The 18,623-nt window shown below is 57.1% G+C and carries 12 protein-coding genes; 9 read left to right on the forward strand and 3 right to left on the reverse strand.

Annotated features, from left to right (window positions below; all coding sequences use genetic code 11):
• Positions 1–52: 52 nt before the first annotated feature.
• Positions 53–2,218, forward strand: a complete 2,166-nt coding sequence (locus Q0650_RS12200; protein WP_298819341.1) for a diguanylate cyclase — start codon at positions 53–55, stop codon at positions 2,216–2,218.
• Here Q0650_RS12200 and Q0650_RS12205 read toward each other — a convergent pair.
• The 3 genes from Q0650_RS12205 to phoU form a co-directional block, all read right to left on the reverse strand.
• The gene (locus Q0650_RS12205) at positions 2,192–3,961 is read right to left on the reverse strand and encodes a choice-of-anchor Q domain-containing protein (RefSeq protein WP_298819343.1); all 1,770 of its coding nucleotides are present in this window, start codon (positions 3,959–3,961) and stop codon (positions 2,192–2,194) included. The two genes, Q0650_RS12200 and Q0650_RS12205, sit on opposite strands and share 27 nt — an antisense overlap.
• Positions 3,962–4,174: 213 nt before the next feature.
• Positions 4,175–7,768 (reverse strand): methionine synthase, encoded by a 3,594-nt coding sequence (gene metH, locus Q0650_RS12210; protein WP_298819345.1) that lies wholly within the window; start codon positions 7,766–7,768, stop codon positions 4,175–4,177.
• A gap of 254 nt (positions 7,769–8,022) precedes the next feature.
• The gene (gene phoU / locus Q0650_RS12215; RefSeq protein WP_298819347.1) at positions 8,023–8,682 is read right to left on the reverse strand and encodes a phosphate signaling complex protein PhoU; all 660 of its coding nucleotides are present in this window, start codon (positions 8,680–8,682) and stop codon (positions 8,023–8,025) included.
• Positions 8,683–9,000: 318 nt separating this feature from the next.
• Between phoU and Q0650_RS12220 the strand changes: the two genes are divergently transcribed.
• The 8 genes from Q0650_RS12220 to Q0650_RS12255 all read left to right on the forward strand — a co-directional run bounded on the left by Q0650_RS12220 (position 9,001) and on the right by Q0650_RS12255 (position 18,548).
• Positions 9,001–9,714 (forward strand): cysteine hydrolase family protein, encoded by a 714-nt coding sequence (locus Q0650_RS12220; protein WP_298819349.1) that lies wholly within the window; start codon positions 9,001–9,003, stop codon positions 9,712–9,714.
• Positions 9,715–9,885: 171 nt separating this feature from the next.
• Entirely contained in the window at positions 9,886–11,385 is a 1,500-nt protein-coding gene (locus Q0650_RS12225) for a GAF domain-containing protein (protein WP_298819351.1), read from the forward strand.
• Between the two features lie 29 nt (positions 11,386–11,414).
• On the forward strand, positions 11,415–12,686 hold the full coding sequence (locus tag Q0650_RS12230; RefSeq protein ID WP_298819353.1) for a pitrilysin family protein: 1,272 nt from the start codon (positions 11,415–11,417) through the stop codon (positions 12,684–12,686).
• A gap of 9 nt (positions 12,687–12,695) precedes the next feature.
• The gene (locus tag Q0650_RS12235; protein WP_298819355.1) at positions 12,696–13,730 is read left to right on the forward strand and encodes an NAD(P)/FAD-dependent oxidoreductase; all 1,035 of its coding nucleotides are present in this window, start codon (positions 12,696–12,698) and stop codon (positions 13,728–13,730) included.
• Positions 13,731–13,806: 76 nt separating this feature from the next.
• Positions 13,807–14,871 carry a dipeptidase gene (locus Q0650_RS12240; protein ID WP_298819357.1) on the forward strand — a complete coding sequence of 355 codons (1,065 nt, stop codon included), beginning with the start codon at positions 13,807–13,809 and terminating at the stop codon, positions 14,869–14,871.
• Between the two features lie 10 nt (positions 14,872–14,881).
• Positions 14,882–16,171 (forward strand): ArgE/DapE family deacylase, encoded by a 1,290-nt coding sequence (locus tag Q0650_RS12245; protein WP_298819359.1) that lies wholly within the window; start codon positions 14,882–14,884, stop codon positions 16,169–16,171.
• A 4-nt stretch (positions 16,172–16,175) separates the two neighbouring features.
• The gene (locus tag Q0650_RS12250) at positions 16,176–17,894 is read left to right on the forward strand and encodes a formate--tetrahydrofolate ligase (protein ID WP_298819361.1); all 1,719 of its coding nucleotides are present in this window, start codon (positions 16,176–16,178) and stop codon (positions 17,892–17,894) included.
• Positions 17,895–17,963: 69 nt separating this feature from the next.
• The gene (locus Q0650_RS12255; RefSeq protein ID WP_298819363.1) at positions 17,964–18,548 is read left to right on the forward strand and encodes a hypothetical protein; all 585 of its coding nucleotides are present in this window, start codon (positions 17,964–17,966) and stop codon (positions 18,546–18,548) included.
• The last annotated feature ends 75 nt before the right edge of the window (positions 18,549–18,623 follow it).

Here is an 18,623-nt window from a genome sequence, read left to right on the forward strand (position 1 = left end):
AGTCTGGTATGATTGATCGAAGGGGATGCAATTACTACGGGGAGCAGCAATCATGGCAGAACCACAGACACCCCGGCCAGGCAGTCTCCACCTGGATGCAGCAGCCGCACTTTCCCACCTCCCGATCACGCTGAGAGTAATCGATGCCAATTATCGCCTGATCTACACCAACCAAACCTGGAACAACGGGCAGATAATCTGGTCATTACCTCCTGCGCAAGCCGATGAGTCGATTCTCCTCAAAATTGACGACGCAACGCGACGCGCGATCTGGCAGCACTGCTGCGATCGAGCGCTTGACGGCGAGTCATGCATAACGACGATAGCAGAGAGCAGCTTTCATTTCCTACCCATCTCCGATGTTCAAGGCCAGCCCTACGTACTGGTGATTGAAACTGCCTCCCCTCCCCCGCAGGCACAGCGTGACATTGACGACCAACACCGGGTTGCAATCGAGGCTATTCCTGAGCCTTTCAGCCTGTGCGAGGTGATTCGCAACCAGCGCGGTCAGATCGTTGATGCGCGCATTGTCGCCGTAAACACCGCGATGTGTCGGCTGACCGACTACTCGTATCAGGATTTAAGCGGGCAACGCCTCCTTGATCTGTTTCCCAATTTTGCGGAAGACGGTGTCTTCGGCGAGCTGAGGCGAGTAGTCGAAACCGGCACACCGTTGCGACGACAGGCTACCATCACCACCCAGAGCGGTGAGTTACGGATCATTGAGCTGTGCGTTGTCCAGATTGGTGACGGCTTTACCGGAATCTGGCGGGACATCACTGCCCAGGTACAGCGCGATCAGCAATGGCGCCAGCAGGCGCAACTCTTCGATCATATCGTCGATGCAGTGATTGGCACCGATTTGAATTATGTCATCACAAGCTGGAATCGAGGAGCTGAACTGATTTACGGCTGGTCGGCAAGCGAGACGATTGGTCACCGTTTAGGCGAGTTCCTTAGGACCCATTTTTCCGAGACTACAGCAGAAGAAGCGATGGATACTCTGCTCCAGACTGGTCGTTGGGAGGGTGAAGTAGAGCAGAACCGGCGTGACAACACACTTGTGCCCATCCATTCGGTTGTTGTGTTAGTTCGTGATGAAAAGGGCGCGCCTACCGGCATTGTGGCTGTCAATCGCGATATGAGCGAGCGGCGGCACTTCGAACAGTTGCTGATGAAAGTCAACCAGCGACTCGAGGAGGCGATGATCGAGGCCCAGCGGCAGGCGAATGAAGTGTTGCTGGTCAATGAATTACACGATTTGCTCCAGGTCTGTCAGACGCGGAGCGAAGCGGCCAATGTGATTGCGTTTAGCCTGCAACGGATCTTCCCAAGACAAATCGGGTATGTGCTGGTGCGCCAGACCGGCTCTGCCAGCCTGAATCTGCTGGCTGCGTGGGGCGACTGCGCGCCAACCAGCGATCCGATCACCATCGACCAGTGCTGGGCATTGCGTCGAGGCTTACTCCACCGCGCCTGTCCCGAAGAAAATCTCCGCTGCGCGCATATACCCCCAGCCTACGAAGATTGCACATGCTGCGTGCCACTGGTAGTGCAAGGGGACATTTATGGATTGCTGCACATTGCCGGTCGCGATCTACCGCGGAGCGAATTGATTGTGATGACCGGCGACGCGATCAAATTAGCGCTCTCTAATCTTGATCTGCGCGCGATGCTACGCGAGCAGGCCATCATCGATCCATTAACTAGCCTTTACAACCGACGTTATCTGGAAACCACCCTGCCGCGCGAACTTCACCGCGCGCAACGTGAGCGATCGCCGCTTACGGTGGCGATGGTCGATATTGATTATTTCAAACAGTTCAACGATCAGTATGGGCACGATGCCGGCGATACACTTTTGCGCGAGCTGGCCACCATCTTCCGCGAGCATATGCGACAGAGCGATCTGATTTGCCGGTACGGTGGCGAAGAATTTGTGCTGATTATGCCGGGAATTAACAGTGTCACGGCGCAACAGCGGCTTCAGCAACTGAAAGAAACCGTGCAGCACCGCCCAATCACCTTTGCCGGCCAACTGCTAAAGCCGGTGACCATCTCGATTGGCTATACCATTTGCATGCCTGATGAAGATAATGCGCGCCACGCGCTCCAGCGAGCTGACGCGGCGCTCTATGCAGCCAAACGCAGCGGACGCAACCGGGTCGTCCGCTTCTCTGAAGATATCCCGCTACCGGACGAGCAACGGCACGAATAATTTCAGCGGAGCCTGAGACACCTCAACACTCAGCTCATTACTGAAAGGACCGCACACGATCTCATTGCAGGCACGCACACGGATCGTGTAGCGTCCCACATCAAGCAGGATGCTATTATTTGTGAGCAAAACCATCCAGGTCAGGCCATCGACTCGCCGCGCTTCTGCTTCGTAGCGCGCGGCGCCGGTTACCGGACTGAATGACACCTGCACCAACGCACCGTGATTGGTCAGGCCGGTCAGGGTTGGCGGCTCGAGCTGCGCCGCTGGAGCAACACCGGCGTACTCAAACGCGCCGAGGTCACAGGGGCCAACTCGCGCTGCGCCGCGCTGATCGAACGCCGGACAATCAGCTCCGGCATCAATTGCCGGACTACCCGCCAGCAATGCGAGAGAGGGGATGAAGCCGCCGTGATAGTCAACACTCTGCGCAACGCGCGGTTGGGCCAGCATAATACCGCTCACACACGATCGACCGGTTGGGGTTTGCAGATTGCGACTACCGCGGAGGGCACCAAAGCACTGCACCGAGTCATGCGAACTACCGATCTGGTTATCGGCGATGATGGTATTGCGCAGTTCAACATCGGCGCTATTGCTTGACGTATTATAAATACCGCCACCGAGCCGGTCAGCGTGATTGTGGGCAACGGTAACATTGACGACAGTGGCCTGACCACCGTTGAAATAGAGACCACCGCCATTGCCTTTGTCAGTGTTTGCGGCATCGGCGCGATTACCAACCACGGCGAGGTTGGTCAATACGGCGCGATTCCAGTTGGTATGGAATGTTGTCTGCGCCACTACCACAGCGCCACCAATATCTTCAGAACGATTATTGAAGAATGTTGAGTCGCGCAAGGTGAGAGGGCCGTTATGGTGCATCAAGGCGCCACCGCTGGCGCGACCATTGCTATTGAGATAGACGATATTATCGGCAAAAAAGCTGCGTTCGATGGTAGAGCTATCGGGATGGTAAAGGTATGAATAGACAGCGCCGCCAAAATTACGCGCTTTGTTGCCGATAAAGATACTATCACGGATCACAATTTGACCGCCGACTCCCGATTGACCGGCGCCATCGTTGTAGATTGCGCCACCGAAACCAAAATTGGCGACCACACCACCGCGCGAGCTATCGTTATTGCGGAACGTGGAACGCAAGACGGTGATCGGGCAACGCAAATTATAGATCGCGCCGCCATTGATGCCGCGATTGTGCTCGAACAGGCTATCTTCGATGTGAAGACGACCAAAATGCATTGAAATTGCGCCACCGCCCTCTTCATCTGTACCCGCCGTGCTATCGTTGTTGCGAAAGATGCTATTGTAGATAAACACCCGCGAATTGAGGCCGGCGGAACGAATTGCGCCACCCTCGACGCTACGGCCATCAATCAGCGTCAGATTGCGGATAGTAAGAGTCGTATCGTAGAGCCAGATCAGGCGCGTTCGCCCGCCGCCGCTGAGCGTGACACGTCCACCCTGTTGGGGGCCACCGCCATCGATCTCGGTATCTTGGCGAACTTCTAGTTGATCGGTAAGGGTAATCGTAACCGGTTGAGGACCGCAATTGAAGGTAACGCGCCCACCGCCAGCAACCGCTGCGCGAAGCGCCGCTTCGGTGCAACTACCCGGTGTGCCGTTGCCGACCACGCCAGCGGCATGAACCGGCGCTGCCGACCAGATGAGGACGATACTACCAACGAGGAGCCAGCGCAGCAGAGATGACAGATTGTTCATTTTTAAGCCCCATGAGATGAGACATTGATGACAGCTTTTTCATCTCACAGGATAAAAGTGCAGATCTTTGCTGGCTACATGACTTTTTGGCTATATTTGTAGATAGTACCTGCGGTAAAGAATGGCAAGCGAGATTAATGAATTGTCAGATAAATGAACAGAGCGGCACAGATGTGCCGCTCTGTTGACAGGCGCCAGCAATGACGCTACGAATTACGACTCGTTCTGAGTATCAGCTTCAGCGCGGTCAAGGGCGCTGCCGATACTGAAATACTTCGCTTCAGGGTGATGCACCACGATGGCGGCAGTGCTCTGTTCGGGCACCAACTGGTAGGCCGCAGTCAACGTCACTCCGATCTCCTCACCGGGTAAAATCTGCCACAGTCTGGCATGTTCGGACAGATCGGGGCAGGCCGGATAACCCCACGAATAGCGCTTACCGCGCCGTTCGTCAAGGCCCAGCCCTTGCCGGATAATGCGGTTCGTATATTCGGCCAGCGCCTCGGCCAGACTAACGCCGAGACCATGGATGTAGTAGCTGCGGCTGTAGTCGCCGCGCTGTTGCAATGCATCAACCAGTTCATCGACTGCGCTGCCCATCGTGACGATTTGGAAGGCAGCTACATCGTATTCACCACTCTCAACACTGCGGAAATAGTCGCTAATGCAGAGCCGCTCACGCGCAGGTTGACGCGGGAAGGTAAAACGAGTCAACTCGCGCGAGCGATTGGTCGGATCGTATACGATCAGATCGAGACCATCACTCTGCACCGGGAAGTAGCCATAGATCACCTTTGGCTGCAACCAGCCATCACGCTCAGCTTCAGCGATCAATTCGCGCACTTTTTGATCAAACTCGGCCTGCAATCGCTCCCATTCGGCGCCCTTGGCATTTTTTGCCCCCCATTGCAACCGGTAGAGACTGTTACGGTCAAGGCATGCAACCACATCTTGCAACCGAATCCGACTGGTAGCGCGCCAGCCCCAGAAGGGAGGCACCGGCACCGGCACATCAGTGCGCACTGCCGAACGCGCGCCAGCCGCACTGGCTCGTGATGCCTCACCAAGCTCGGTCAACGCAACCCGTCCGGTCACACGCCGGTGGAGCACATTGGCCGCTTCACGGATCGTCTGTTCGATAAACTGGTCACGCACCGTTGGATCGCTCAGCTTATCCATCGTCTCCAACCCCTCAAAAGCGTCTTTGCAGTAGAAGACGCCGGCAGGGTACGGATCTTCCTCATCGACGAAGGTAATGCGCTGACCGTATTGCCGGTTAATCGCCGCGCCGCCGACCAGCACCGGTATTTTGAGGCCACGCCGGTGAAGCTCTTGCACGCAGAGCGGCATTTGCTTACTGGTGCTGACCAGCAGAGCTGAGAGACCGATGGCGTCAGCCTGCACTTCTAACGCCTTCTCAATGATGGTATTGATCGGTACCTGTTTGCCGAGGTCGTAAACCATGTAGCCATTGTTGGAGAGAATGGTATTGACCAGATTCTTGCCGATGTCGTGAACATCGCCGTAGACCGTCGCCAGCACCACTTTGGCCTTGCTCGCGCCTTCAATGCGATCGAGGTAGGTCTCCAACCGGGCTACCGCCTTCTTCATCGCTTCTGCGCTTTGCAGCACGAACGGCAGAATCAATTGACCAGCGCCAAACAGATCGCCTACCTCTTTCATCGCCGGCAGCAGCACATTGTTAAGCACATCAACCGCAGCTCGCCCTTGAGGCGAAGCGCCTTGCTCGTCGCGCAAAGCTGCTGCCGGATCGCTCAGGCGCAAACCAACTGCTTGCAAACGCAGATCGACGGCCTCATCAATGTCTTGCTCAATCCCCTCTTTCTTGCGGTGCAGAATCTTCCAGTGCAACCGCTGATCGACCGTCATACCGGCAGTGGGATCCTCGCGTTCACCCTCACTGCTGGCAGCGTGTTGCTCGAAGTATGCAATGAAACGAGCTAACGCATCGTCACGACGGGCAAAGATCAAATCTTCGCACACTTCGCGTTGCGCGGGGTCAATCTCGGCGTAAGGCGTGACATGAGCCGGATTGATAATAGCAGTATCCAGACCGGCGGCCACAGCGTGGTAGAGGAAGACGGAGTTGAGGGCGGCGCGAGCGTGTGGGGCAACGCCAAAGCTAAGATTGCTAACACCGAGGGTCGTGAAACAGCCGGGAATCCGCTGTTTAACCAGACGAATGCCCTCTAAAGTCTCGATAGCCGAATGGCGCAACTCTTCCTGGCCGGTGGTGATTGGGAAGGTCAGCACATCAAAGACCAGGGCTTCGGCAGGGATGCCATACTCATCGCGGGCAATCTGGGCAATCCGTTCAGCGATGGCAACTTTGCGTTCGGCGGTATGGGCCATCCCCTCTTCGTCAATCGTCATGGCAATGACCGCCGCGCCATAGCGCGCTGCCAGCGGCAACACTTTATCGATCTTCGCGCCACGCCCACCCTCAAGCGAGACCGAATTGATCAAAGCGCGACCGGGGTAGATCGATAGTGCGGCTTCGAGCACCTCGACTTCAGTGGTATCGATCACCAGCGGCAACTCGATATTGAGCGTCAGTTTCTTGATCAGGCGCGTCATCTGCTCTTTTTCATCGCTGCGTTCGGTCATGGCCACGCAGACATCGAGCATATGAGCGCCACTCTCCACCTGCTCGCGGGCCACCTCGAGCGCGCCATCGTAATCATCGCGCAACAGAAGCCGTTTGACCTTGCGCGAACCCAGCGTATTCAATCGCTCGCCGATCATCGTAAGGGTGGCATCTTGCCGGAGCGCGGCTGCGCGAATACCCGAACTGACGCTGGGAATGTACTCAACCTGCCGTTGCTTCGGATGCGGATTATCACCTAAAAGCTGGCGCAAACGAGCAATGTGCGCCGGTCGCGTGCCGCAGCAACCGCCAACCACAGATACCCCGTAGTCATGCACAAATTCGCTCAAGATGTCAGCAAACGGCTCCGGCTCCATCGGGTAGACTGTGCGTCCTTCCACCTCAAGCGGCAAACCGGCATTGGGGATGCACGAGATCGGCTTACGCGAATGAGCGGTCAAATATTGAATCGCGGCGCGCATATGCTCAGGGCCGGTACTGCAATTCAAGCCAATCACATCAACCGGCATCGCTTCGAGCGTGGCGATCAGAGCCGGAACATCAGTGCCGAGCAACATCCGACCCGAGAGATCGAGAAAGACCTGGGCCTGCACAGCAACGTCGGGCCGGTTGAGATCGGCCTTTGCCCGTCGGATACCATCGAGAGCCGCTTTGACTTCGAGGATATCGACACTCGTCTCGACCAGCAGCAGATCGACCCCACCCTCAATCAACCCGATCGCCTGCTCGCGGAAAATATCCGATAACTCGGCGAAGGTAATGTCACTCAAAGCTGGATCGTCCGATGAAGGAAGCTTTCCGGTCGGCCCCATCGAACCGGCGACATAACGCGGACGTCCATCGCGAGCAGCAAAGCGATCGGCTACCCGGCGGGCCAGAGCCGCTGCGGCGCGGTTGATCTCGATCACCCGGTCACCTAGCCCCCATTCCGCCAGACGGGGGCGGGTGCTCTGAAACGTACAGGTTTCGATCACATCACAACCTGCTTCGAGGAAGGAGGCGTGGATCGATTCAATGACATCAGGCCGGGTAATAACCAGATAATCGCGGCAACCAAACGTCGCTTCACCCCCGTAATCTTCGGCGGTAAGATCGAACGTATCAATCGACGTACCCATCGCGCCGTCGTAGATCAAAACCCGCTCGGCCAGCGCCTGCAAATAGGTCGGTCGTGTCACAACAGCCTCATTCATCTACCCTGGATCGAAATGCAGAATTGCAATCTCGACGCAACCGGTTGACAAAAAAGACGCCGGCGATCGAGAGACAGGAGCGCCGGCGCCGGTCTTTTCATGATAATAATATAGCAAAAAGCGGGGCAACGCGCGTGTTATGCTCGTTTGCGCGCTGGTTGGGAACGGCAATGCCACTATCACTTCGCCGCAGGTAGGGCAACACCATCTCGCCCGAGAAACGAGCAACTCACAAAACCTTAATTCAGCGTTGTTTGACTGTTTGTAGCCAGATAGATCACACGTTCGCCGATATTGGTGGCGCGGTCAGCAGTGCGCTCCAGGGCGTGAACCATATCAAGCAGATCGATAGCCGCCTCAAATCGGTCGGGATCCTGGCGAGCATCGGCGACTATCAAAGCGCGGATCGTATCTTCCAGCTCATCAACTCGCTCGTCGTAGGAAGTTAATGAGCGGGCCAGTTCAGCATCCTGGCGCAGAAACGCTTCCAGACTGATATTGACCATCTGCAAAGCGAGTTGCGCCATCTCGTGAATTTGGGGCGGCGGTGCCACAAACGCAGCGCGACGTGAAGCGCGGCGCACACGCTTGGCGATGCTATTGGCATAATCACCGATCCGCTCTAGCTCGCCGGCAATGGCCGTTACCACGCTGGTCAGGCGGAGATCAGAAGCAACAACCGGTTGCTGCGTCGCCAAAACATGGATAACACTCTCTTCCAATGCGCGCCACACTTCATCGATCTGTCGATCATCATTTATAATCTGAGCAGCGGCAACAGTATCCCAGGTTTCCAAACAGTGAATCGCGCGCAGCAATTGCTGCTCAACCATACTAAACATACGCAACAGATCCTCGCGCAAGGCGCTGATCTGGCGAATATACCGCTCACGAACCATGTGAATTCCTCCTTATTGCCCTTAGCCGCTCCTACAGCATCAGCTCAGCTCACCTGCGATCGCGACTTGCGCTATGTTGCATGTATGTCATAGAAACTAACGTTGCTTCGAAATGGTCATGCTTAAATACAAGCAATCAGGTCGTTGAAGCCAGAAAAGAGTCCGCTCTCATTATACTTGAAACCTTGACCGAATTGGCGCGAAATTGACGAGAATGGCTACGCCATCATCGCACTGTGTTGCATATCATAACCTTGACAGACATAGCAGCGCATGCTAAAATAGTGTCAGTTTTACACCAGTGAAAGGAGCCAGAATATGCCTGCAATTCATGACCTTGCTACCCGCAGCGCGCCGTTTCTCGCCTACCTCGAACAATGGCACAACAGTCTGCCAGAAGTCGAACTCGCCACTATTGTTGGCAATACACCGGAGCGAGTGGTCATCTGCTCCATCGACATGATCAATGGCTTCTGCAAAGAGGGGCCGCTCGCCGGGCCGCGTGTCGGCGCGCTCATCGAACCGGTTGTGCGTCTGTTCAATCGAGCTTATGAGCTGGGAGTACGGGCATTCATCCTCACGCAAGACACCCACGATCCGGCAACACCAGAGTTCGCTGCGTACCCACCGCACTGCGTCGCCGGTACCGCCGAAAGCGAGACCATCCGGGAGCTGACCGAATTGCCGTTTGCCGATCAGATCACGGTGATCGAGAAGAACTCGCTCAGTTCACACCTCGGCACCCGCTTTGATGCCTGGATAGCCGAACATCCGCAGATCGACACCTTCGTGCTGGTCGGCGACTGCACCGATCTCTGTGTCTATACTGCGGCGATGCATCTACGCCTCGAGGCAAATGCGCTGAACCTCAAACGGCGGGTGATTGTAGCGGCGAATGCGGTTGATACCTTTGACACACCGGTGAACGTGGCGCGCGAACTTGGGATCTATGCGCACGATGGCGATTTGCACCACGTACTGTTCCTGCACCATATGGCTCAGAATGGGGTAGAGGTGGCAAATCTGAAATAAACCTGGCCTGCCTTTACATGCTCTCTGTTACCCTCCTCATCGTTGGGGCGATCCGGTGGATCGCCCCTTGAATAATGTCAGGAAACGACACATCGCTTCAGAATACCCGCATCACAACCGTATCGTGGTATACTAAAAATCTGATCACTGATGTTGCCGCCGGGAGTACCTATGCCGGACGCCGAGGATCTTGCCACTCTGACAGTTGCCGAACTGGTTGCCCACGTGCAAGAGTTACGCAACGCGAACGCGCAGTTGCGGCGACAGTTGCATCCGGCTGGGCCACCGCTGGCAGCTCATGCACTCACTGCCGAGCTGATCCGGCAAACTTCATTACTTACCCGTCTGGGAATCGAGTTCCGCGAAGATCTGGAACCAACCGTCTTCTTACAGCAGGCCCTACAGGCTGTAACGGCCAATCTACCGGCTGATGAAGCGACCGCAGTGCTAATTGGTCCTGATCAACAGCCACTCCAGGCAATGACGGTTGCGCTCGGCGCGCCACGTCTGCTGCCACCCGAACGCGCTGCCGAGTTGCTTGGCTCTAGCAGCGCCGGTTGGGCTTTGCGTCATGGCAGCAGTGTGATGCTGCTCGATATTGCCGGCGAAGCGCCACGCCTGCACTTGCGCGAATTACAAACCGGCGGTAGCCTGATCGCAACGCCGATTCGGCAGTCAATGGCGACTATCGGCGTCCTGATGGTCTATCGTCTCGCGACCAATGCCTTTAGCAGCCTGGATCTCGTGCTCATCGAGAGCGTGGCCGCTCAACTTGGCGTAGCAATCGGCGCAGCCCGCCTCCATCGGCAACATCGCTTACGCCAGCAGCACATCCTGACATTACTCAATTTTGGTCAGGCATTTGCGACCGGCAATAACTTGGGTGATATTGCGGCGCGTTGTCATACCATTGCGACCGAAGCTTTCGCCGCCCGCTGGGGGTTACTCTTCTTGCGCCCTTCGCCCCAAAGTCAGCTTACGTGGGTTGAGCCTGCGGGTCTGACAATCGAGGCGCCGGTTACAGCCGCCAGTGGCGCGGCGCAGTTGAGCGCTGACAGTCAGAGCGTTGTGACTATGGCCTTGACCGACAGCTTGACCTGTATCGCGTTGCCCCTTATTCACGATGGCGCGGCAATCGGCGGCCTGACACTCGGTTACGCCGGCGCTCAATCAGCTCCAACCGGCATCGACTGGAATCTGTTAGAACTGTTTGCCCGTCAGACTGCAACTATTTGCGCAACATCGCAACTGGTTGCGCGTTTGCACGAACAGACTCAATTGCTCGAAGAGCTGGTTGCCGAGCGCACGAACCAGCTCCAACGCTCGCGCGACCTGCTGCGGATCGTCTTTGACAGCCTGCCGGAAGGGATCGCCTTACTGGATGAGAGCGAACGACTGGTCGCGGTCAATACAGTCTTTGCCAACCAGATTGTTGGCCGCCATCCCCGTGATCTGGTCGGCAAGACTTACGCTCACTTGCTGCGCCTGATCGAACGCGCTGCGCCAACTTCCATCGAACTGCTCCCCGATGTCGGCTCCGGTCGGCAACAACTACGAATCCGCCAAACGTTCGCCGAGGGTGAACGCCGTTACCTGATCGATCGGATGGAGATTCTATCATCACCCGGTCAGCCGCCGTCACGACTTGAGTTTTGGCGACGAGAATTGTAGCAGCCTTTTGTATTCCATAACCGTTTACAATGCCATACCTGCATACAACCCACAATGGTATTCGGATCCTGATCGACGAACTACCGCACACCCATTCAGTTGCTATTGGTTGTTTTATCGACATTGGCGCTCGCTACGAGACAGCAGAACTGGCCGGCGCTGCGCACTTTATTGAGCATATGCTTTTTAAAGGAGCCGGCGCATACCCTACCGCGCGCGACATTTCGCTGGCTGTTGAAGGCATTGGTGGTTATCTGAATGCCTCTACCGGCTATGAAACGACGATCTTCTACGCCAAGGTTGCGGCCATCCACTTCGCGCGCGCCCTGCACGTCCTGAGCGAGATGGTACAGCGCCCATTGTTTGATGCCACGGAACTCGAGAAAGAGCGCCGCGTGATTATCGAAGAGATCCGCGGCATCCAGGATAACCCCACCGAAGCCGTGCATGAATTACTCCAACAGACGATGTGGGGCGATCACCCTTTTGGTCGCGATATTGCCGGCAGTATCGCCACAGTCAGCGCAATGGCGCGGCACGAATTGTTGGATTTTTTTGCCCGCGGCTACCACGCCGGCAATCTGGTGGTGTCAGTTGCAGGTAGAATCGCTGCTGAACAGGCAATTCCTGCTATCGAACAGGCCTTTGCCGATCTCCCAACCTGTCAGCGACCCACAGCAATTGTCGCGCCACCACTACCAGATGCGCGACAGGTGAACGTTCTCGCGCGCGACATTGAACAGGGCAATTTCTGTCTCGGTCTGCCCGGCGTTTCATACCACGACCCTGACCGGCGCGCCGTGCAAGCGCTCGATGCTCTGCTTGGTGGCGGTATGTCATCCCGCCTGTTTCAAACGATCCGCGAAGAACATGGTCTAAGCTACAATATCGGCTCGTACCACAATGAGTTTGCCGATACCGGGATGTGGGTAATTTATGCCGGCGTAGAGCCTGATGCGCTCCGTGACGCCGTAGCTATGACGCGCCGCATTATCAACGATCTGGTTGAGTATGGCCCAACCGAGCAGGAATTGGCGACAGTTAAAGAGCAACTGAAAGGAAGTTTGCTCCTCTCCCTCGAAGATACCTGGGCAGTGGCGTCGCGCAACGCTACCAGCTTGCTGCGCCACCAGACGGTATCCCCGATCGAGCAGATTGTCGCCGAGTTTGATGCGCTGACGCTGGACGATCTACACCGCGTGGCGCGTCGGCTATTGGCCACTCAGCAGCAATGGCTGGCCGTGGTTGGCCCCTACGGGGAAGACGATCAGGCCGATTTGCAGGCATTGCTAGAAGAATGAGTTTGACTGATGAAGACGGTAGCGATCATTGGCGCCGGTATGGCCGGATTGGCAGCGGCTCGCGCGCTTGTCACCACCGGCCTAACACCGGTCGTATTTGAGAAGAGTCGCGGTGTTGGCGGTCGCGCTGCTACCCGCCGCATCGGCGATTTTTGCTTCGATCACGGCGCTCAATATGTTAAAGCGCCGTCACCAGCATTGCAAGACCTGATCGCTGCAACCGGTGACGCTGTGACGATTGCGCGTCCGGTGTGGACGTTCACCGCCGATAACCAGATCGCCCCCGGTGATCCTTCGTCTGCCGATGAGCAGAAGTGGACATGGCCGACCGGTATTACCCGTCTCGCCAAATATCTGGCCGCAGGACTCAATGTGTATCTGGAAACGACGGTTGCCGGCATACACAGCAACTCTGATGGGTACCATCTCTACGCCGAGGATGGGCGCGCGCTGGGTTGCTTCGATGCCATCATCCTCACTGCGCCCGCGCCGCAGAGCGCAGCCATCCTGAGCGCCAGCGCAGGAATGCCGGCAGTCAGGAGCCTTATCGAAAGCCTGCAACAGGTACAATATCGCCGCTCGATCAGCATCACTGTCGCATATCCGCGTCGCCCTGACACGCCGTGGTATGCGCTGGTCAACGTTGATCGCCAGCATTCGATAAGCTGGCTGGCATGTGAACACGAGAAACCAGGACGAGCGCCGGACAATGCTGGTCTGTTGATTGCGCAGATGAGTGATCAATGGGCAAGCACGCACTGGGATGGATTGTCGAAGGGTACCTTCGCGCCGGATGCCGCGCTGCCTCAACCAATTAGCGAAGCGCTGGCCGCGATTCAACCGCTGGTCGGCGATCTTGGCACACCGCTATGGATTAATCTGCAACGCTGGCGCTACGCTTTGCCCGATACCGCTGCCCCGGTAACAATGACAGAGCGAATTGTGCTTGCCGGTGATCTGGTGGCCGGGCAAGGGCGTGTGCATCTGGCCATCGAAAGCGGCTGGCGCGCTGCCGGGCAGATCGGCACGCTGCTGGCTCAATAATGAGACAGCTTCGCTACGTTTGGTTGGAAAATCGTCTGCTCCGTTACCAGCGCATCTTGTAATCAAGGAATAGTCGATGACAAACACAGCCTGGCCACCGGTCTTTGACGGCCATAACGACGTTCTGCTCGATCTGCACCGGCCAGAACCGGGCAAGGAACGCGACTTCTTCACGAGCAGTCCATACGGGCATCTCGACCTGCCGCGCGCTCGCGCCGGTGGCTTCGGCGGCGGAATGTTTGCCATCTACGTTCCGCCAGCCACATCACAACCTGCCGCTTCACCACTACCTGAACCACCCTATCACCTGCCGTTGCCGGCGGCGCTCGAACAGCACTACGCGCTGCAAACGACACTGGCAATGGCAGCGCGCCTCTTTCGCCTTGAAACCGAGTCGAATGGTCAGTTTCGTGTCTGTCGCACTGCCGGTGAAATTGCCGACTGCCTCGCCAATGGCGTCATTGCCGCCGTCTTTCATATCGAAGGCGCCGAAGCAATCGGCCCCGATCTCGATGAACTAGAAGTGCTGTATCAGGCCGGACTCCGCTCACTCAGCCCGGTGTGGAGCCGACCTAACATCTTTGGTCACGGCGTCCCCTTTGCCTTTCCCGCCAGGCCTGACATTGGTCCTGGCCTGACCGATGCCGGTAAAGCGCTGGTAAAAGCGTGCAATCGGCTCCGTATCCTGATCGACCTCTCACATCTCAATGAAGCAGGCTTTTGGGATGTGGCTCGTTTGAGCGATGCGCCACTGGTTGCAACCCATTCCAACGCGCACGCCATCTGCCCACACAGTCGCAATCTCACCGACCGGCAACTCGCGGCAATCCGTGACTCGGGTGGCATGGTTGGAATCAACTTTGCGGTAACCTTTCTCCGACCGGATGGACGACGCGATGTCAATATGCCGCTTGCGGTGATGGTGCAGCACATTCAGTACATGATTGAACGCATGGGCATCGATCACGTTGGTTTCGGTTCAGATTTCGACGGCGCATTAATGCCGGCTGCCATCGGCGACGCGCGCGGCCTACCACATCTCTTGCAGGCGCTGGCCGACGCCGGATTCACTGCGAATGAACTGCGCAAACTGGCTTTTGAAAACTGGCTGCGGGTGTTACGTTTGACGTGGGGAGGATAAGCAGACTGTTATGCGTAATCTCAATCAAACCGAGCAACGGGTGCTCGCTTCCATCGACGAAGCTGGACTGCTAGAGGCGCTGGCTACGCTGGTCAGCATCCCTAGCCTTGACGGCACTGACGCCGAAAATGATGCCCAACTGGCAGTTGCTGCTCTGCTGGATACACCGGGCATCGCGGTCGATTGCTGGGAGATCGATCTGCCACAAGTATATTCCCATCCGGCCTGTAGCTGGGAAGTAGCGCGCAAACGGGCGCTGGGAGTGGTTGGAATACTCGGCGCCGATCGCGGAGGGAGGAGCCTGATCCTGAACGGGCACGTTGATGTGGTGCCTGCCGGTGATCGCCGCTTCTGGCGTAGCGATCCCTGGCAGGCAACCATTGCCGAAGGGCGGGTATACGGGCGCGGCGCACTCGACATGAAAGGTGGTCTGTGTTGCGCCATTTTCGCTGCCCGCGCAATTGCCGCCGCAGGCATTCAACTGCGTGGACGTTTGCTGATCCAGAGTGTGATCGGCGAGGAAGATGGTGGCCTGGGCACACTGGCCACTATTCTGCGTGGTCACACGGCTGATGCCGCGATTGTTGCCGAACCGACCGAACTCAAAATCGCGCCAGCGCAAGCCGGCGCGCACAACTTTCGCCTGACCGTCTACGGCGCAGCCGCGCATGGTTGTGTCCGTGAAGAAGGTGTGAGCGCAATCGAAAAGTTTGTCCCGCTTCATCAGGCGATTCTGGCTCTCGAACGCGCTCGCAATGATCGCCTGCGGGCGACCGATCCCGCCGGCCTGTTCGCCCGTTACCGCACTCCCAACGCTATCTGCATCGGTGTTGTTCGCGCCGGCGAATGGGCATCGTCAGAAGCCGAGCAGCTCGTGGCAGAAGGCCGTTACGGTATCGGCATCGGCGAAGACCCGGCTACAGCGCGCGCCGAACTCGAGCAAGCGATTGCCGCTGCTGCCGCACAGGATCCGTGGCTGCGCGCGCATCCGCCGACGCTGGAATGGTGGGGTGGTCGGTTTGATCCGGCCAGTACCCCGCTCGATGCGTCGATTGTGCAGACCCTCGCCGACTGCGATCAGGCGGTTCGCGAGCTGCCAGCCCGCTTTGAAGGCATGACGTATGGCGCCGACATGCGACTGCTGGTGAACGTTGCCGGCATTCCCACCGTTTTGTACGGGCCGGGCGATGTGCGCGACGCTCACCGGCCAAACGAGTCGGTCGCAATTGCCGATCTCCTGACCGCAACCCGTGTCTTTGCTCTCACTGCGCTCCGTTTCTGCGGTTACGACGAGGAATAACGTTATGACAACCAATTTACGCTTCAGTGCCGAAGCCCATCTCAAACCGATTGAGGTTATTGCCGAACGACTCGGTCTCCCGGCGGCATATCTCGAACCGTATGGCCGCTACCGCGGCAAAATCGACCTCGCCTTTCTCGACGATCACGCCGATCGACCACGAGGTCGCTACATTCTGGTCAGTGCCATCACCCCGACTCCACTCGGTGAAGGAAAAACCACGACAGCCATCGGGCTGGCAATGGCGCTCAACCGGCTCGGCAAACGCGCCGTCGTAACCCTGCGCCAATCATCACTTGGGCCGGTCTTTGGCATTAAAGGCGGAGGCGCTGGCGGTGGTCACAGCCAGATTGTGCCACTGGCCGAGAGTATTCTGCATCTCAACGGCGACATTCACGCAGTTTCGCAAGCGCACAACCTGTTGGCGGCGCTGACCGACAATAGCTGGTACCACGGCAATCCGCTCGACATCGATCCCGACCGGATCGAAATTCGACGGGTGGTTGATGTAAATGATCGTTTCCTGCGCCATATAACGATTGGCCTTGGCGGGAAACAGCACGGCATCCCGCGCCAGACCGGTTTTGACATCAGCGTTGCCAGCGAACTCATGGCGATTCTGGCGATGGTCAATGGAGTGGGAGCCAGAGCAGCGCTGCGCAACCTGCGGGAACGCATTGGTCGGATGGTGGTCGCCTTCCGTCGAGATGGCACCCCGATCACAGCGGAGGATGTCAAAGGTGCCGGCGCGGCAACCGTGCTGATGCGCGAGGCGCTCAAACCAAATCTGATGCAAACAATTGAAAACACGCCAGCGTTAATCCACGCCGGACCGTTTGCCAATATTGCCCAGGGCAATTCATCCATTCTGGCCGATCTGGTTGCGCTACGCTGCGCCGAATATGTCGTCACCGAAGCCGGTTTCGGCGCCGACATTGGCGCTGAAAAGTTCTTCCATCTCAAGTGTCGCGCCAGTGGACTATGGCCTGATGCAGCGGTCGTAGTGGCGACGATTCGCGCGCTCAAAGCGCATAGCGGCAAATACGACATTGTTGCCGGCAAGCCATTGCCACCCGCCATCTTGACTGAAAACCCGGACGACGTACTGGCCGGCAGCGCCAATTTACGACGGCAGATCGAGAATATTTTGCAATTCGGTGTTCCGGTCATTGTGGCGCTCAACGCCTACCCGGAAGACACTCCCGCTGAAGTGGAAGCGGTTGCTCATATTGCTGCCGCAGCCGGCGCAGCCGGTATGGCGGTGAGCAATGTCTATGCTGCCGGAGGAGCAGGCGGTATCGAACTGGCTCGTCTGGTTGCGCAGATCGCTGAACGTCCAGGTTCGCGCGAGCCAACCTTTCTCTACCCGCTTACTATGCCGTTGGCCGAAAAGATTGCCGTCATCGCTCGCCGCATTTATGGCGCTGCCGGAGTTGAATTCAGTGAAACTGCTGCTGCGCAACTGGATGCATTTGAGCAGGCCGGGTTTGGCCATTTGCCGATCTGCATGGCCAAGACTCATCTCAGCCTCAGTCATGATCCGAAACTGCATGGCGCGCCGAAAGGTTTCACCTTCCCAATCCGCGAAGTGCGAATCAGCGCCGGCGCCGGGTTTATTCTGCCCATCGCCGGCGCGACCGTGACGATGCCAGGATTAGGCGCACATCCGGCGGCTCACCAGATCGATATCGATGAAGAGGGCAATATCGTCGGATTATTCTAGCGATAGCGCGGGCAAATCTGAGACTACTACCCAGCGCAATGCCGGAATTGTGCCCGGACAGTAATAGCGATGGATTATAATCGATGTATCGTTACCAATCTTCACACCCATTACACCATCATGATACTCTCCCATCCTCATCACTCCACCATTTCACGTCAGGAACAGTTCCGGCTGGCCAAACAGGCATTGAGTCGTCGAGATCGCGGCTACGGTCTCATTGCCACCGGTCTCGGTCTCGTCCTGAGCGTTATTATCGAGCTGATCTGGCTGCAACCACTGCTCAAACACATCCCGGCCAGTCTCGCTATTCCGATGATTGCGCTCGTGATCGGAGGACGGTGCCTGATTGTCGGCTGGCAGCGATATACCTTTCACCGCCGCCTTCAGACTGCGACTACTATCGCCCACGCTACAATCATTGATTGCTGGATCGAGAGCGCTTTTGATGGCGAGCCAGGCGTGATCGCCTGGGAACTTACCGTTACCAGACCTGATGGCAGACAGATGAGTCTTCGGCAGGCAGACTTGATCGATCCGGCGCTGGTAGCCAGATGGCAAGCATCGACAGCGCCGGTGCGTTATCTGCCAGACAATCCGGCAATATCAACGCTGGCAATCGATCTGCTTGCCGAGTCGATCCGGCCACTTTAGCCCGATGTGAGACAGGTGAAGGAACTGAAATGTTACCCACGGCGCGAGCGTGATATGATGTTCTGGTAGTGGCAA

Origin of the sequence: uncultured Chloroflexus sp. (assembly GCF_937129525.1) — a bacterium.
GTDB lineage: Bacteria > Chloroflexota > Chloroflexia > Chloroflexales > Chloroflexaceae > Chloroflexus.

Coding starts and splice junctions, on each gene's coding strand:
- Q0650_RS12200 (WP_298819341.1), top strand. CDS start 53: ATGGCAGAACCACAGACACCCCGGCCAGGCAGTCTCCACCTGGATGCA.
- Q0650_RS12205 (WP_298819343.1), bottom strand. CDS start 3,961: ATGAACAATCTGTCATCTCTGCTGCGCTGGCTCCTCGTTGGTAGTATC.
- phoU (WP_298819347.1), bottom strand. CDS start 8,682: ATGGTTCGTGAGCGGTATATTCGCCAGATCAGCGCCTTGCGCGAGGAT.
- Q0650_RS12220 (WP_298819349.1), top strand. CDS start 9,001: ATGCCTGCAATTCATGACCTTGCTACCCGCAGCGCGCCGTTTCTCGCC.
- Q0650_RS12225 (WP_298819351.1), top strand. CDS start 9,886: ATGCCGGACGCCGAGGATCTTGCCACTCTGACAGTTGCCGAACTGGTT.
- Q0650_RS12230 (WP_298819353.1), top strand. CDS start 11,415: ATGCCATACCTGCATACAACCCACAATGGTATTCGGATCCTGATCGAC.
- Q0650_RS12235 (WP_298819355.1), top strand. CDS start 12,696: ATGAAGACGGTAGCGATCATTGGCGCCGGTATGGCCGGATTGGCAGCG.
- Q0650_RS12240 (WP_298819357.1), top strand. CDS start 13,807: ATGACAAACACAGCCTGGCCACCGGTCTTTGACGGCCATAACGACGTT.
- Q0650_RS12245 (WP_298819359.1), top strand. CDS start 14,882: ATGCGTAATCTCAATCAAACCGAGCAACGGGTGCTCGCTTCCATCGAC.
- Q0650_RS12250 (WP_298819361.1), top strand. CDS start 16,176: ATGACAACCAATTTACGCTTCAGTGCCGAAGCCCATCTCAAACCGATT.
- Q0650_RS12255 (WP_298819363.1), top strand. CDS start 17,964: ATGGATTATAATCGATGTATCGTTACCAATCTTCACACCCATTACACC.